Origin of the sequence: Thiocapsa imhoffii (assembly GCF_016583985.1) — a bacterium.
Lineage (GTDB): Bacteria > Pseudomonadota > Gammaproteobacteria > Chromatiales > Chromatiaceae > Thiocapsa > Thiocapsa imhoffii.
The window spans coordinates 177249-191122 of sequence record NZ_NRSD01000004.1 but is presented as its reverse complement, the minus strand read 5'-3'; the positions used below and the strand labels follow the sequence as shown (position 1 = coordinate 191122).

Annotated in this window: 15 protein-coding genes; 2 read left to right on the top strand and 13 right to left on the bottom strand. The window is 63.8% G+C overall.

Annotated elements, in window-relative coordinates:
- Positions 1-4: 4 nt before the first annotated feature.
- The 6 genes from hldE to CKO25_RS06050 all read right to left on the bottom strand — a co-directional run bounded on the left by hldE (position 5) and on the right by CKO25_RS06050 (position 5507).
- Complete coding sequence (gene hldE / locus CKO25_RS06075; RefSeq protein ID WP_242467458.1) at positions 5-1366, bottom strand: bifunctional D-glycero-beta-D-manno-heptose-7-phosphate kinase/D-glycero-beta-D-manno-heptose 1-phosphate adenylyltransferase HldE; 1362 nt, start codon at positions 1364-1366, stop codon at positions 5-7.
- Positions 1367-1505: 139 nt separating this feature from the next.
- Positions 1506-2849, bottom strand: coding sequence for a dihydroorotase (locus CKO25_RS06070; protein WP_200387024.1), 1344 nt, complete (start codon positions 2847-2849; stop codon positions 1506-1508).
- Complete coding sequence (locus CKO25_RS06065; RefSeq protein ID WP_200387023.1) at positions 2842-3849, bottom strand: aspartate carbamoyltransferase catalytic subunit; 1008 nt, start codon at positions 3847-3849, stop codon at positions 2842-2844. The genes CKO25_RS06070 and CKO25_RS06065 overlap by 8 nt, the downstream gene beginning before the upstream one ends.
- A complete protein-coding gene (gene pyrR, locus CKO25_RS06060; RefSeq protein WP_200387022.1) occupies positions 3846-4433 on the bottom strand; it encodes a bifunctional pyr operon transcriptional regulator/uracil phosphoribosyltransferase PyrR in 588 nt (195 codons plus the stop codon). The genes CKO25_RS06065 and pyrR overlap by 4 nt, the downstream gene beginning before the upstream one ends.
- The gene (gene ruvX, locus CKO25_RS06055) at positions 4430-4849 is read right to left on the bottom strand and encodes a Holliday junction resolvase RuvX (protein ID WP_200387021.1); all 420 of its coding nucleotides are present in this window, start codon (positions 4847-4849) and stop codon (positions 4430-4432) included. Before ruvX ends, pyrR begins: the two co-directional genes overlap by 4 nt.
- A 94-nt stretch (positions 4850-4943) precedes the next feature.
- Complete coding sequence (locus tag CKO25_RS06050; RefSeq protein WP_200387020.1) at positions 4944-5507, bottom strand: YqgE/AlgH family protein; 564 nt, start codon at positions 5505-5507, stop codon at positions 4944-4946.
- A 351-nt stretch (positions 5508-5858) separates the two neighbouring features.
- Between CKO25_RS06050 and CKO25_RS06045 the strand changes: the two genes are divergently transcribed.
- Entirely contained in the window at positions 5859-6179 is a 321-nt protein-coding gene (locus CKO25_RS06045) for a nucleotidyltransferase domain-containing protein (protein ID WP_200387019.1), read from the top strand.
- Positions 6172-6567, top strand: a complete 396-nt coding sequence (locus CKO25_RS06040; RefSeq protein ID WP_200387018.1) for a HEPN domain-containing protein — start codon at positions 6172-6174, stop codon at positions 6565-6567. The genes CKO25_RS06045 and CKO25_RS06040 overlap by 8 nt, the downstream gene beginning before the upstream one ends.
- A gap of 138 nt (positions 6568-6705) precedes the next feature.
- On the opposite strand, the gene CKO25_RS06035 is transcribed toward CKO25_RS06040, so the two are convergent.
- The 7 genes from CKO25_RS06035 to CKO25_RS06005 all read right to left on the bottom strand — a co-directional run bounded on the left by CKO25_RS06035 (position 6706) and on the right by CKO25_RS06005 (position 13857).
- Positions 6706-7761: an energy transducer TonB gene (locus tag CKO25_RS06035; RefSeq protein WP_200387017.1), complete on the bottom strand. Its 1056-nt coding sequence runs from the start codon at positions 7759-7761 to the stop codon at positions 6706-6708.
- A gap of 8 nt (positions 7762-7769) precedes the next feature.
- Positions 7770-8867 (bottom strand): FAD:protein FMN transferase, encoded by a 1098-nt coding sequence (locus tag CKO25_RS06030; protein WP_200387016.1) that lies wholly within the window; start codon positions 8865-8867, stop codon positions 7770-7772.
- A gap of 267 nt (positions 8868-9134) precedes the next feature.
- Entirely contained in the window at positions 9135-10118 is a 984-nt protein-coding gene (gshB, locus tag CKO25_RS06025) for a glutathione synthase (protein ID WP_200387015.1), read from the bottom strand.
- A gap of 58 nt (positions 10119-10176) precedes the next feature.
- On the bottom strand, positions 10177-11838 hold the full coding sequence (gene ubiB, locus CKO25_RS06020) for a ubiquinone biosynthesis regulatory protein kinase UbiB (RefSeq protein WP_200387014.1): 1662 nt from the start codon (positions 11836-11838) through the stop codon (positions 10177-10179).
- Positions 11835-12476 (bottom strand): SCP2 sterol-binding domain-containing protein, encoded by a 642-nt coding sequence (locus CKO25_RS06015; protein WP_200387013.1) that lies wholly within the window; start codon positions 12474-12476, stop codon positions 11835-11837. The genes ubiB and CKO25_RS06015 overlap by 4 nt, the downstream gene beginning before the upstream one ends.
- Complete coding sequence (gene ubiE, locus CKO25_RS06010; protein WP_200387012.1) at positions 12473-13222, bottom strand: bifunctional demethylmenaquinone methyltransferase/2-methoxy-6-polyprenyl-1,4-benzoquinol methylase UbiE; 750 nt, start codon at positions 13220-13222, stop codon at positions 12473-12475. The genes CKO25_RS06015 and ubiE overlap by 4 nt, the downstream gene beginning before the upstream one ends.
- Positions 13223-13494: 272 nt before the next feature.
- Positions 13495-13857 (bottom strand): gamma-butyrobetaine hydroxylase family protein, encoded by a 363-nt coding sequence (locus CKO25_RS06005; protein ID WP_200387011.1) that lies wholly within the window; start codon positions 13855-13857, stop codon positions 13495-13497.
- Positions 13858-13874: the final 17 nt, after the last annotated feature.

Genomic DNA, 13874 nt, shown 5'->3' with positions numbered 1-13874 from the left:
TGGGTCAGCGTCCACGCAGGGCCCCGATGATGCGGGTCGTCGAACGCCCAGGCAGCAAGTCGAGTGTCCGGACCTCACCGCCGTTGGCACGCACGCACGCCGCACCGGCGATCTCCTCGGGGCGATAGTCACCGCCTTTGACTAAGACGTCTGGCTTGACCTCACAGATGAGGGCCTCGGGGGTATCATCCCTGAAGGGACAGACCCAGTCGACCGACGCAAGTCCGGCAAGTACCGCCATGCGTTGGGCAAGCGGATTGATGGGGCGCTCCGCACCCTTGAGACGGCGCACGGAGTCGTCATCGTTGACGGCGACGATGAGCCGATCCCCGAGTTGCTTGGCCTGTTGCAGGTAAGCGACGTGACCCTCATGAAGGATGTCGAAACAGCCATTGGTCATGACGATCCGTTCATTTCGCGCACGCGCGGTGGCGACTGCCTCGAGCAGCGCCGCTGGATCGAGGAGGCCGTGCCAAGCAACGCCATGATAGGCCGTGGCCAATTCGTGCTGACTCACCGTCGCGGTTCCCAGCTTGCCCACCACCAGACCGGCCGCGCAATTGGCGAGGGCGCAGGCCTCGGTCAATTCGATGCCGGCCCCGAGCGCCGCCGCGAGGGTCGCGATCACGGTATCGCCCGCGCCGGTGACATCGAAGACTTCCCGTGCGCGGGTCGGCAACTGGAGGGGAGCGCAGTCGGGACGCAGCAACAGGAGGCCGCGTTCACCAAGGGTCACCAATAGGGCGTCGAGTTCAAGCTCCTGGCGGAGTCGTTGCGCGCGCTCGAGCAGGACCAGATCCTGTGTACAGTGGCCAACGACCGCCTCGAGTTCGGCCCGGTTCGGCGTCAGTAAGGTGGCCCCACGATAGCGAGCATAGTCGCGACCCTTGGGGTCGATCAGCACCCGCTTACCCTGCGCCCGGGCACTGGCGATGAGCGGTTCGGGATGGGCTAGCGTCCCTTTTGCATAATCGGACAGGACCAGCAGATCGACTTCTCGCAAGGCCGTGGCAAGGCGGCCGGGGAGCGGGTCGTCGGCGAGCGGCGTGAGGGGCGCCTCGAAATCAAGCCGAATGAGCTGCTGGTGATGGCTCATCACCCGCAGCTTCGTGATGGTTGGGACATCGGCGCGGCGGTGCAAGCGGGTGTCGATTGCGGCGGCTCGCAGTCTTGCCTCAAGGCTGTCGGCGGCTTCATCCGCACCCGTGACCCCCATGATCATGACCTGGCAGCCGAGCGCACTGAGGTTCAGCGCGACGTTGGCGGCACCGCCTGGGCGATCCTCGATATGATCGACATGGACGACTGGGACCGGGGCCTCGGGGGAAATGCGCTCGGTTTGACCGGTCCAATACCGGTCGAGCATCAAGTCGCCCGCGACCAGGATGCGCGCGCGACTGAAATCCGGGAAGGGGCGGGATGTGGATCGGCTCAAGATGGACTCCGGGATGGGAGAGACCGAGTCTGGCGACGCCGCGGCAGGCGCGCGAGTGGGGCGCTCCAGCCTATCCTGTTCGGGGTGCGGGTGGGGGTGAATTGGGTGGTCCGCTTGAGTCCGCCCCGTTCCGCTCGAAGACGACGCGCCCGGCCAGCAGTGTCCGGTCGACGCGGCCCAGCATCTCGGTTCCAAGGAACGGGCTATTCTGGCCGTGACTGCGGATCGTCTCCGGGGTTGGGATCCAGGCTGCGGTGGGATCGAAGATGCAGACGTCGGCGGGAGCGCCAGGGGCAAGGTGTCCGAGGTCGCATCCGAGGATGCCCGCGGGGCCGGTCGTTAGGCGCGCGAGGATGCTGGACAGATCCATGACGCCCGCGCGCACGAGGCGCAAGGCGAGTGGTAACAAGGTCTCGAGTCCCGAGAGTCCAGGGGCGGTCTCCGGAAAAGGTAGGAGTTTGGCATCGGCATCATGCGGTTGATGATCCGAGCAGACCGCGGCGAGTTCTCCAGCGGCAAGAGCCTGACGCAGCGCGTCGCGATCAGTCCGCGTGCGCGGTGGCGGAATCAGGTGACAATTGGCATCGAAACCATCGAGATCGTCCTCGGTGAGGAAGAGTTGATGCATGCTGACGTCAGCGCTTGCCGAGACGCCGCGTCGGCGTGCCGCGAGCAGGATGGCGATGGCGCGCGCGGTGGACAGACCACGGAAGTGCACGCGAGCACCGGTTTGGCCGGCCAAGGCCAGATCCCGCGCAATGGCGACTGTCTCGGCGGCTTCGGGAATCCCCGGCAGTCCCAGACGGGTGCTCACACGACCCTCGTGCGCGCAGCCTCCACGGCTCAAATCTGGATCTTGAGGTCGGAGGAACAGCGTCAGACCGAAGGTGGCGGCATATTCCATCGCCCGACGTTGTACCAGGGCGTTGCGGATGGGTTGATCGGCCTGGCTCAAGACCCGACAACCCGCGAGTTGCAGCGCGGCCATCTCCGTGATCTGTTGACCCTCCAAGCCCTGTGTCATGGCCCCGGCGGGGATAACTCGGGCGAAGCCATGACGCTGAGCGGTCTGTTGGATCAACTGCGCGACTGCGGGCGTGTCGATGACCGGGCAGGTGTCCGGTGGACAGCAGAGGGTGGTGATCCCGGACGCCGCCGCCGCGCGGGTCTCGCTCTCGATCGTGGCCTTCTGCTCCAGTCCGGGTTCGCGTAATCGCGCGCTCAAATCAATGAAGCCTGGACAGACGATCCGCTCCCGTGCGTCGATCACGCGCTCGGGTTGGAAGTCCGCTGGGGCGGTGCCGATGGCCAGGACCCGGCCGGCGGCAAGGTGCAAATCCGTCGCTCGGTCGATGCCGTGCGCGGGATCGATCAGACGTCCGCCTTGAATGCTGATCCGTTCGGGGCTAGCCATGGCTCTCACCCTCCGGGTAAGCACCCGCTTGCAGTGCTAAATTCTGGGTGCTGATACACATCGACATGACAGCCATGCGCACGGCAATGCCATTGGTGACCTGCTCGAGGATCACCGAGTGCCGGCCATCCGCGACCTGGGAGTCGATCTCCACACCGCGATTGATGGGGCCTGGGTGCATCACGATCGCATGCGGATCCGCAATCGCGAGACGCTCCTCGGTGAGGCCATAGAGGTGGAAGTATTCGTGTTCGCTCGGGAGTAGGGCGCTGGTCATGCGCTCGCGTTGGAGTCGGAGCATGATGATGACATCCACGCCCCGCAGTCCCTCGTTGATGTCATGGCTGACGCGCACTCCGAGCGCCTCCTCGGCGCAGGCTGGGATCAAGGTCCCTGGTCCGATCACCCGCACCTCGGCGACCCCCAGGGTTCTGAGGGCGAGAATTTGGGAGCGAGCAACCCGCGAATGCAGGATATCTCCGACGATTGCGACTCGAAGTCTTTTAAAATCAGCCTTATGGCGGCGAATCGTGAACAGATCAAGGAGGGCCTGCGTGGGGTGCGAATGACGTCCATCCCCGGCGTTGATGACGCTCACATGGGGTGCGACATGAGCGGCGATGAAGTGGGCCGCGCCGCTCGAGGCATGGCGCACCACGAACATGTCGACTTGCATCGCCTCAAGGTTGCGTAGGGTGTCGAGTAGGGTCTCGCCCTTGGCGGTGGCCGAGGTCGAGATGTTGAGATTGAGGACATCGGCCGAGAGACGTTTGGCCGCGAGTTCGAAGGTGGTCCGGGTGCGGGTGCTGGTCTCGAAAAAGAGGTTGGCGATCACCTTGCCGCGACACAGTGGGACCTTCTTGACCGCCTGCCGCGCGATACTCATGAAGCCGTCGGCGCGGTCGAGGATCTCGCTCAGGAGCTCCCGGTTCAAGCCGTCGATCGTCAGGAGGTGTTTGAGATTGCCGTCCTGGTCGAGTTGCGGGTGCGGGCTCCTCATCGGGGCGCTCGATCCTGATTGATCTGGGACGGTGCGTTCGCCGTCGCGCCGCGCAGGAGCAAGAGTGGTTCGGGTCCGCTGAGCTTGATCTGTTGACCAGGCGCGAGGGTGACATGGAGTCCGACGACATTCGGTTCGATCGGCAACTCGCGGCCATCGCGCTCGGCCAGGGTTGCGAGCATCACCGAGGCGGGTCGCCCGTAGTCGAAGAGCACATTCAGGGCCGCGCGAATGGTGCGTCCGCTCTGCAGCACGTCATCGACCAGGATCAGGTGGCGGTCGTCCACGCCCAAGGGGAGATAGGAGGGGCGAACCTGTGGATGCATCCCGATCCGGGTGAAATCATCGCGATAGAAGGAGATATCAAGATGACCGAGCGGTTCACTCAGATCGAGGGCGCGGTGTAGCCGATCCGCGACCCAGACACCACCGGTGTGGATGCCGATCATCAGGGGAGCCGCGATCGCGCGCGCCTGGATCAAGTCCCTCAGTTCGTCGGCCATGCGCGCAATGATGGTCTCGATCGCGGGCCCGTCCTTCCAGAGTTCGGGCGCGGGGGAGAGGATCGGCTTGTCGTGACTCATACGGCATCCTGTTCAGATAACCAGGTCTCCAAGATGAGGGCGGCCGCCAGGGCATCGACCCCTACGGGCGAGCGGGCGTTCCCCGCGTGACCCTCGCGCAGCAGTCGCCGCGCCTCGATCGTCGTCAGGCGTTCATCGACGAGATGAACCGGGCGTCTGAAGCGCCCCTCGAGTTGGCGCCCAAAACGGTGGACGCGCGGTGACCAGTCGACCTCGGAATCGTCCATGTTGAAGGGAAGGCCCACGACGAACGCCTCGGGTTGCCATTCCTCGATCAGGGCGGCGAGACTTGGCCAATCGGGCTTGCCGTGACGTGCTCGCAGGATGGTCAGCGGGCTCGCCGAGCGGGTGAGGGTTTGGCCCACCGCGACCCCGATCTTGTTCAGCCCGTAGTCGAAGCCCAGCAGTCGCGTCATGGTCGCGGGTGGTGGAGTTGCCGCGGATCAGCGGGCGGCCTGGGGGGAGCTTGCCTGTCAAGCCAGGTCCGCGCGGCGGCTCCCTGCATTGCGCTCATGCGTGCCCGGCTTCCCCGCTGAGGAGATTGAGATCAACGCCGAGTAATTGCGCCGCCGCGAGCCAGCGGGCATGGGGCGACATGCGAAAGATGATCTCCTCACTCGCCGGTCCGCTCAACCAAGCATTGGCGCTCATCTCTTGTTCCAGTTGACCGCTGCCCCAGCCGGCATACCCGAGTGCGATCAGAGTCGCCTCCGGTCCCTCGCCCGAGGCGATCGCCTCCAGGACATCACGCGAGGTGGTCACGCTGATATCGGAGGTGATGCTGAGGGTCGAGTCAAAGGTCGGCCCCGTGGAGTGGAGGACGAAGCCCCGGTCGGTCTGAACCGGTCCGCCCTGATAGACCGGCAAGTCACCCGCGCCGGGCCACTGCGCGGTGATTTCGAGTTGCTCGAGCAGTTCTCCCAACCTCACCTCGAGAGGGCGGTTGATCACGATCCCCATGGCACCCTGATCCGTATGCTCGCAGACATAGGTGACCGTCCGCGAGAAATTGGGGTCTTGCAGACCCGGCATCGCGATCAGGAAGTGGTTGGTGAGGGTGGTGCTATAGGACATGCCTCTAGTATCGCGATCGGAGAGAAGGCAAGCAAGCCCGCCGTGCACGCAATCGGGTTCTCCCACAAGGGGAGAATGTGACAGTTCGGCTTCCGAATTGCGCCCCATCTGAACGCTCGGCGGAACCTGGGGCAGAATGCTTGCCCAATCTCGAAGTATGGGAGCGAGTTGTGGTGCGGAGCCAGGGAGCAGCCCATCAAGCCGAAATTGAGGCTAGAGTTGGTATCGTCCAGCTTCAGTTAAGCGCCTGTCCTCAGCGTCAAGCGGGCTGGATTCGCTCGTTCAGGTGGTTGACACTCAGTCGATCGGCTTGAAGACTGGGCTCTGGGCACATGTTCTGGCGGTTTCGTGATGCAACTCATTGACGATAAGAAGATCCGCGAAGTCACTGATCGGATCGTCACGGCGCTCGCTCCGGTCCGGGTCATATTATTTGGTTCCTATGTCTGGGGAGAGCCTGACAGCGACAGCGACCTGGATTTGTATGTGATTGTGCCTGATCAGTCGGAGCCGTCCTATCGCCTGGCGCGCCGGGCTTACCGTGCCTTGCATGGCGTGAATGTCCCCGTGGATGTGGTTGTGCGTACCCGCACGGAATCGGACCGTCAGGCCGGTATGGCGTCGTCGTTCGATCGCGACGTGCTGTCGCATGGGATCGTCTTGTATGGCTGACGCCGCGGCCGCCGTGGTTGCTGCATGGATCTCAAAGGCAGAGCGAGACCTTGCTTCGGCCTCACGACTGTTGGACGGTACGCCCCCATATCCCGATACAGCGGTTTATCATTGCCAGCAAGCGGGCGAAAAGGCACTCAAGGCTTATCTCGCTGCACATGGGCGGCCCATTCGCCGTGTCCATGACTTGGTGCTGCTGATCGACACCTGTGTCGGGTTGGATGCATCCTTCAGCCAACTGGCGGAGGCGGCTGAAATCCTCACCCCTTATGGAACGACTTTTCGCTATCCTGGTGCCGCGACCGAGCCGCATCTGTCAGATGCGTTGGAGGCCATCGACTGCGCCACACGGATACTCGACCACGTCAGGATGGCGCTCTATGGATAGATCCATCGTTGAGCTCGCTCCCACGCTTCGAGATGGTGACAGCATTCCAATCTCCCGGTGAGGGAACGCGCTTGATGGCGGGGCGTGCGCTGAGGAAAGCGCTGCTGATTTAGCCCTGTTGACTCAGGAGGTCTGCGATTAGCGCTCCCAACCGAGACGCCCCCCTTGTAAGAACCGCCAGGTCCTGACGATATCGAGGACATCTGTCTCGGCGGCAATGTCGGGTGGGAAGGGTGCGAAGGGTGCGGCGAGTTCCACGATGCGGATTGCCGCCTCATCGAGGAGTTCGAAACCCGAGGAGCGCACCACCCGAATCTGTTCGACGCTGCCGTCCGAGCGGACCGCGACCTGCAGCACGAGCGTTCCGAACATGCGCTGCTCGCGCGCGGCCTGGGGATAATTGAGATTGCCGATCCGTTCGACCTTGCGCGCCCAGGCCTCGAGGTAGCTGGCATATCTGAATTCGCGCGTGTTGGCACTCACGCTCTTGCGACGAGCGCGACCGAGTGCTCCATCATCGGATTGATCGAGCCGACTGGTCAGCGCGTCGAGCGCTTGGTCTCGGCTCGCGAGGATCTGGGCTGCATCGATGACTGGGGAACGGCTGGTTGGGGGATCCGGATCGGGGGCTGGCGTCTCGGTCGGCGCTGTCGCCTCCAAATCAATTGCGAGCTCCCGTTCCGTCAAGGTGCGAGCGGACTGGATCTCTGATGGAGCGGGCAGGGGCTCGACCTGATCGATCGTGCTCCGGTCTTGCTCCCGGAGTTGGCGAGTGGCGGCCTCCTGGGGCGTGATCGCCGAGAGCGGGTCAGCGAGCGGTGCGGCAGCAACGCTCTTGGGGGGGGGGGCGCGCAGCAACTCAGTCACGGGTGCTGGATCGAGTACAGGGATCGGGGCGGTGTCCGCGCGCACCGATGCGCTGTCTTGCAGCGGCTCAGCCGGAAGTGCCGGACGCACGTCCGGTGTCGTCAGGGTCTCGGACGGCTGCGGCGAACCGCCCGCGGGCAGGTCGAAGAGCTCGAAGGCCAGTTCCGTGGCCGCTTCACTCTGCGGGGTGCTGGGCGGGATGGGCGCGCGCAGAATGATCAGGAGGACGCCCAGATGCAAGAGCGTGGCGATGGCGAGAGCCAGTGGAAACCGCAACACCGCTGTGCTCGTCGGCGTCCGCGCCAACTCCGTCTCAGGCTTGATCATGCTCCGTCTCAGGGCACAACGGGGTGCTCGTCGGCGCCGAATTCCTCCGCTAGGATGACTTGCGCACTGGCGTCGACCAGCTCGATCCGCTGTGCCATCGTGGGGTTCATATGCACGGCTCCGTCGGCATCGACCAGCAGCGCATGGCTGATGCCGAGGTCGGTCGCGACCCGCTGCCAGTCCGTCGGGCCAGCGATGAAGAGTGCCGTGGCCGCCGCCGCCGCCGTGGTGGCATCCGTGTGGAGCACGGTCACCGAGCGACTGGCACGCGCCGGCGAACCGGTCCGTGGGTCGATGATGGCATGATAGATTTCACCCTTGAAGACGAAGTTCCGGTCGTAATCGGCCTTCGTCACGAGGCTCTCGTCGCCCCGCAGCGGGACGATGGCGAGCACCCCAGCGCCACTAGGACGACGGATGGTGATCCGCCAGGGCTGTCCGGCCCGGTCCCCGATAACACGAACCTCTCCACCGGCCTGGATCATGGCGCTTTTGATGCCCAGATCACGCAGATGGTTGATCGCCAGATCCAAGGCATAGGCCTTGGTGAGGGCATCGAAATCCAGCATGATTGCGGGGTTGTGGCCACGCAGCTCGAGTCCGTCGATGTCGATCTGGCGTAGACTCGGGGCCGCTTCGACGAGACGTTTGATCTGCGGGCTGGGTGGCGGCGGACGACTCCGCACGGCCTCGGCATGGAACCCCCACAGATCCATCAGGTGACCGATCGCGGGGTTGAACAGGCCGTCACTCTGTTCCTCATAAATCTTGCTCAAGCGCACCAAGGGCATGACCGAGGGTGGCGCGACGAAGGGTTCCGAGGTGGCCAGCATCTGGTTGAGCCGGCCCATCGGACCAGGCTGCCAGACATGGGTATCACGCTGCAAGAACAAGAAATCCTCCTGAATCAAGGCCGCGGCCTGTCGGGCCTGTTGTCGGTTCACCCCCACGAGACTCATGTCGACCGAGGTGGAGAAGGCTTGGAAGCGGGCGGTCGTCACCGGTGTGTCTTGGCCACAGGCGGCGAGGATGAGCGTTGCAAGAAGGAGCCAGACTGGCCGGACGTGGCGGAGACCAGAGCCGTGCTGGGAGGGTGAAGACTGCATGAACACCTCCGTGAAAGAGTGGCCGGACACGCTCATTCGGCGCGCCGGATGATGGTCAGGCCAGGTCTCCCGGCGCGCGGATCCAAGCACTTGCGCACCCACCGCACATGCTCCGATCTGGCGCGCCGCGGCGGCCCATCAGCGGGGCGAGGCGCCTGGCGTGAGCGGTCAACTCGAGACGCTGTTGCCGCACTCGGCAGCGGTCGATGCCGGTGTGATGGGGACGGCCTGGTTGCAGGCCACCCTGATCCAATCTCGAGGGACGGCTCAAGGCGGTTGGTGTCCGCCATCGCGACGCGAGCCGTTGGCGACCTTCCGTTCGATGACATCCAGCAAGGTGCCGGCGATGTCGGTTGCATAGGCGGCGTCGATCTCGCGAATGCAGGTGGGGCTGGTGACATTGATCTCGGTGAGGGCCTCTCCGATGATATCGAGTCCCGCGAAGAGAATGCCCCGGGCACGCAACTCGGGGCCGACCTGTGCGGCAATCCAGTGATCCTGCTCGCTCAGGGGTTGTGCCCGCGCCCGTGCGCCCGCGGCGAGGTTGCCACGGGTCTCGCCAGGCGCCGGGATGCGCGCCAAGCAATAGGGAATGGCCGCTCCATCGACCATCAGGACGCGTTTGTCGCCGTCACGGATCTCGGGGATGAAGCGCTGCACCATGCAGAAGCGCTGCCCCCGCGCGGTCAAGGATTCGATGATGACGCTCAGGTTGGGATCGTCCGGGCGCACCCGAAAGACCGATGCTCCACCCATTCCATCGAGCGGCTTGATGATGACATCCTGATGTTCGCGATGAAAATCGCGAATCTGCTCGGCTCGACGGGTGATCAGGGTCGGTGGCGTGCAGTGCGGGAAGAGGGTGGTGAAGATCTTTTCGTTCGCGTCACGCAGGCTGCGGGGATCGTTCACGACCAGACATCCGGCCGCGTGAGCCTGTTCGAGCAGATAGGTTGCGAAGATATATTCGATGTCGAAGGGTGGATCCTTGCGCATCAGCAGCGTCGCGAGTTCGGCGAGGGGGCGCTCCACCACGGCGCCGCAGCGATACCAGTCGTTTGGATCATCCATGACCTCGAGCCCGCGCATGCGGCCGAGAGCCTGACCATCGCGCATCGACAGATCCGCCAGTTCCATGTACCAGATCGGCCAGCCCCGTCGTTGCGCGGCCAGCAACATGGCGAAGGTACTGTCTTTCTGGATCTTGATGGATCCGATCGGATCCATGACGACACCAAGTTCGATCGACATGATGGATTCCTAGCGCAGCGGTCTCTTGTGTTGGATCACCCAGCCCGCCTCTGTGCACCTACGCCTTCGCGCGCAGCGCGGAGAGGAAGAGGGCCGCGCCGGACAGATAGCAGGCTCCGACCAGTGCGATCCCGCTCGTCGGCGTGAGCCAGGGCCCCGGTCCCAGCAGTAGGATGAGCGTGCCGCAGATCGAGACGGTTGCGCCGCCGAGCGCGAGCACGGATTGATCGGCCCGCACGCGTGCCGGCGTTCGTCGGCCGCGACTCTGAGCACGCAGCGATTCGGCCTCGGCCATGCGCAGACGCTTGTCGTAGGTGCTCAAGATCCGAAACGCCATTAGGGGAATCTCGGGTGTCTGATCGGCGACCGAGATGACGTTCCGGCGGGTCCGCTCGAACAGCCCAACGGCACCGATCTGCTCCTTCATCCAGCGTTCCATATAGGGTTTCGCCGTGGTCCAGAGATCGAGTTCGGGGTAGAGTTGGCGTCCGAGCCCCTCGATATTGAGTAGAGTCTTCTCGAGCAGGACCAGTTGGGGTTGGATCTCCATGTCGAAGCGTCTGGCGGTTTGGAAGAGACGCACCAGGAAGTGTCCGAACGAGATCTCGGCGAGGGGCTTCTCGAAGATGGGTTCGCTCACGGTGCGAATGGCCGATTCGAACTCATCGACGCGCGTCCCGGGAGGAACCCAGCCGGATTCGACATGCAACTCCGCGACCCGTCGATAGTCGCGCTCGAAGAAGGCAAGGAGGTTCTCGGCGAGATAGCGCTGATCCTCCGTGGTGAGCGTTCCCACGATGCCGAAGTCGATCGAGACATAACGCCCGGAGGGTTCGACGAAGATGTTTCCCGGGTGCATGTCGGCGTGAAAGAAATTGTCGCGAAACACCTGCGTGAAGAAGATCTCCACGCCGCGTTCGCCGAGCTGTCGCATGCTTACACCCTGCGCCTTCAGGGTGGCGACATCACTCACGGGTGTGCCGTAGATGCGCTCCATCACCATCACCCCGGGGCGTGTCCAGTCCCAGTACACCTCCGGGATATAGAGCATTTCGCTGTGGATCCAGTTGCGACGGAGCAGTGAGGCGTTCGCGGCCTCCCGTTGCAGATCCAGTTCGTCGTAGATGGTCTTCTCGTATTCGCGTACCACATCGACCGGGCGCAAGCGCCGGCCATCCTTCCAGTACCGTTCCGCCAGATGGGCGATGGTGTACATGAGGCCGAGATCGCCCCGGATGGTGTGTTCGATCCCGGGCCGCAACACCTTCACCACGACCTCGGTTCCATCCTTCAGGCGCCCGGTATGGACCTGCGCGATCGAGGCGGAGGCGAGGGGGACGGGGTTGAACTCATCGAGCACGGCATCGACCGAGCATCCCCAGGACTTTTCGATCAGTGCACGGGCCTCGGCGCCGTCGAAGGGGGGGACGCGATCCTGCAACTTCGCGAGTTCAACGGCGAGATCATCGGGCAGGAGGTCACGCCGGGTCGAGAGGATTTGTCCGAACTTCACGAAGATCGGACCGAGGTCCTCCAGCGCGAGCCGCACCCGCACCGGGTAGGCCGGGAGGTTGCGCCGGAACCAATGCCATGGGGTGATATACATGACCCAGCGTAGTGGGCGAAAGAGGTGTGTCGCGAGGATCACCTCGTCGAGCCCATGACGCAGGAGAATCCAGTTGATGCGGAACAGCCGCAACGCCTGACGGGGTCCAATCATGGCCGATTGCCGGTCTCCGACCATTGGCGCGTGAGCCGTTCGATCCGAGCCTCGGCGCGTTCGACATCATCGCGCAGGATATCCACTTGGGTGAGGAAGGCCGTGATCTCGTAACCCGTGGGCAGCAGTCGCGCCTCTTCCTGAAGATACTCCCGCAGGTCCAGCGTCAGGGACTCGCCAGTCTGTTGGCCCCATTGCGCGGCGGCGCGCACCTGATTGCCGATCTGATGCGCGAAGGGATCGCCGATGACACGGGCAAGCTGTTCCTCCCAATCGACGTCGAGTCCAGCAAGAGCACTGCTGAAGGACTGTGCGAGCATGGTGTCGCCGGTGATCTCGACCTCGCCCGACGCGATCTGCGACTCCTTGCGCTCGGCCATCCCGAGGCGCGCGAGCCCAAGTGGCGTCCCGCGGATCAGACAGTCGGGTTCGGCGCCATAGTCACCGAACAACTGCAGACGCCGTGCGCTGGGAATAACGGTCACGCGCGTGCCGAATCCCTTCAACTCGATGGCGATGATGCGACCCTCGAGCGCGGCGAAGGCGGCGGCGCCTTCTGGATCGAGCTCGATGTAACGATTCAGGGCCTGCTCGATGACCGCGAGCAGGCCGTCCGGGATCCTGAGACCATCACTCACAGCTTATACCCTCGATGGATTGCGACGATGCCGCCGCTGTGGTTGAAATAATCGCAACGTTCGAAGCCAGCCACCTCCATCATGGCGCGCAGCGTGTCCTGGTCCGGATGCATGCGGATCGATTCGGCGAGATAGCGATAGCTGTCTGGGTCCTGCGCCACGAGCCGCCCGAGCGCGGGTAGCACCGAGAAGGAATAGAGATCGTAGGCGCGACTCAGTGGGCGGTTGACCGGGTGCGAGAACTCCAGGATCAGTGCGCGCCCGCCAGGACGCAGGACGCGCTGCATCTCCTCGAGCGCGGCTTGCTTGTCCGTCACATTGCGCAGTCCGAAGCCGATGGTGACGCAGTCGAAAACCTCGGAGGGAAAGGGTAATGCCTCGGCATTGATGAGGGCGAAGCGCAGATTGCCGACCCGCCCACGGTCGATCATGCGCTCGCGCCCCTCGCCCAGCATGGAGGCATTGATATCGGACATGACCACCAGTCCCGAGGCGCCCACGATGCCGGAGAAGCGTTCGGCCAGATCACCGGTCCCGGAGGCCAAGTCCAGCACCCGCTGGCCACGGCGCACGCCGGACAGCGCGATGGTGTGACGCTTCCAGAGACGATGAATGCCAAGCGACATCAGATCGTTCATGAGGTCGTAGCGGGAGGCGACCGAATCGAAGACCGCGCGCACGCGCTTCGCCTTCTCCGAGACGGGAACCTGTTCATAACCGAAATGGGTTGTCTTGTCATCGGACATGCTGAGTCCCTGCTATCGAAACGCGCGCGGCCCACGGGCCACCTGAATGGCGCATCAGTCTACAACAAAGCGAGCCGCGACCTCGCCACCCGATTGCCAGATCGAGAGTCGCCCGAGGCCGCCGATGGGTTCGATCGAGACGCGTGGCGGGTGATTCGGGGCAAGGTGCGAGTGAGGTCATCCGCATCGCTCGGGCATACCGCGCACGGCCGTAACCGCCGGTTGGCGATCCGGTCAGCGGAGAGGGTGTGCCCCAAGGACCGACCGCGTCCTCAGGAGGGGCGAACCTGACGCTTCTGTCCCGCTTTCTCGAGTTCCTGGAGATACTCGGCCCACAGTTGTTCCTGTTCCAATCCCAGTTTATAGAGATACTCCCAGGAATAGATACCGGTGTTGTGCTGGTCGTCGAAGTGCAAACAGATGGCATAATTCCCAACCGGCTCGATCCGATCGATCCCGACATCCTCCTTTCCGAGTTGCAGCACGCGCTGCCCGGGGCCGTGGCCTTGGACCTCGGCGGATGGGGAGTAGACGCGCAGGTATTCACACGGAAGATTGAACTGGGTGCCGTCCTCGAAGGTGATCTCGAGGATTCGCGACTGCTGGTGTAGATTGAGTTCAGTGGGCGTGGGCATGAGTGTCTCCGGCGCCG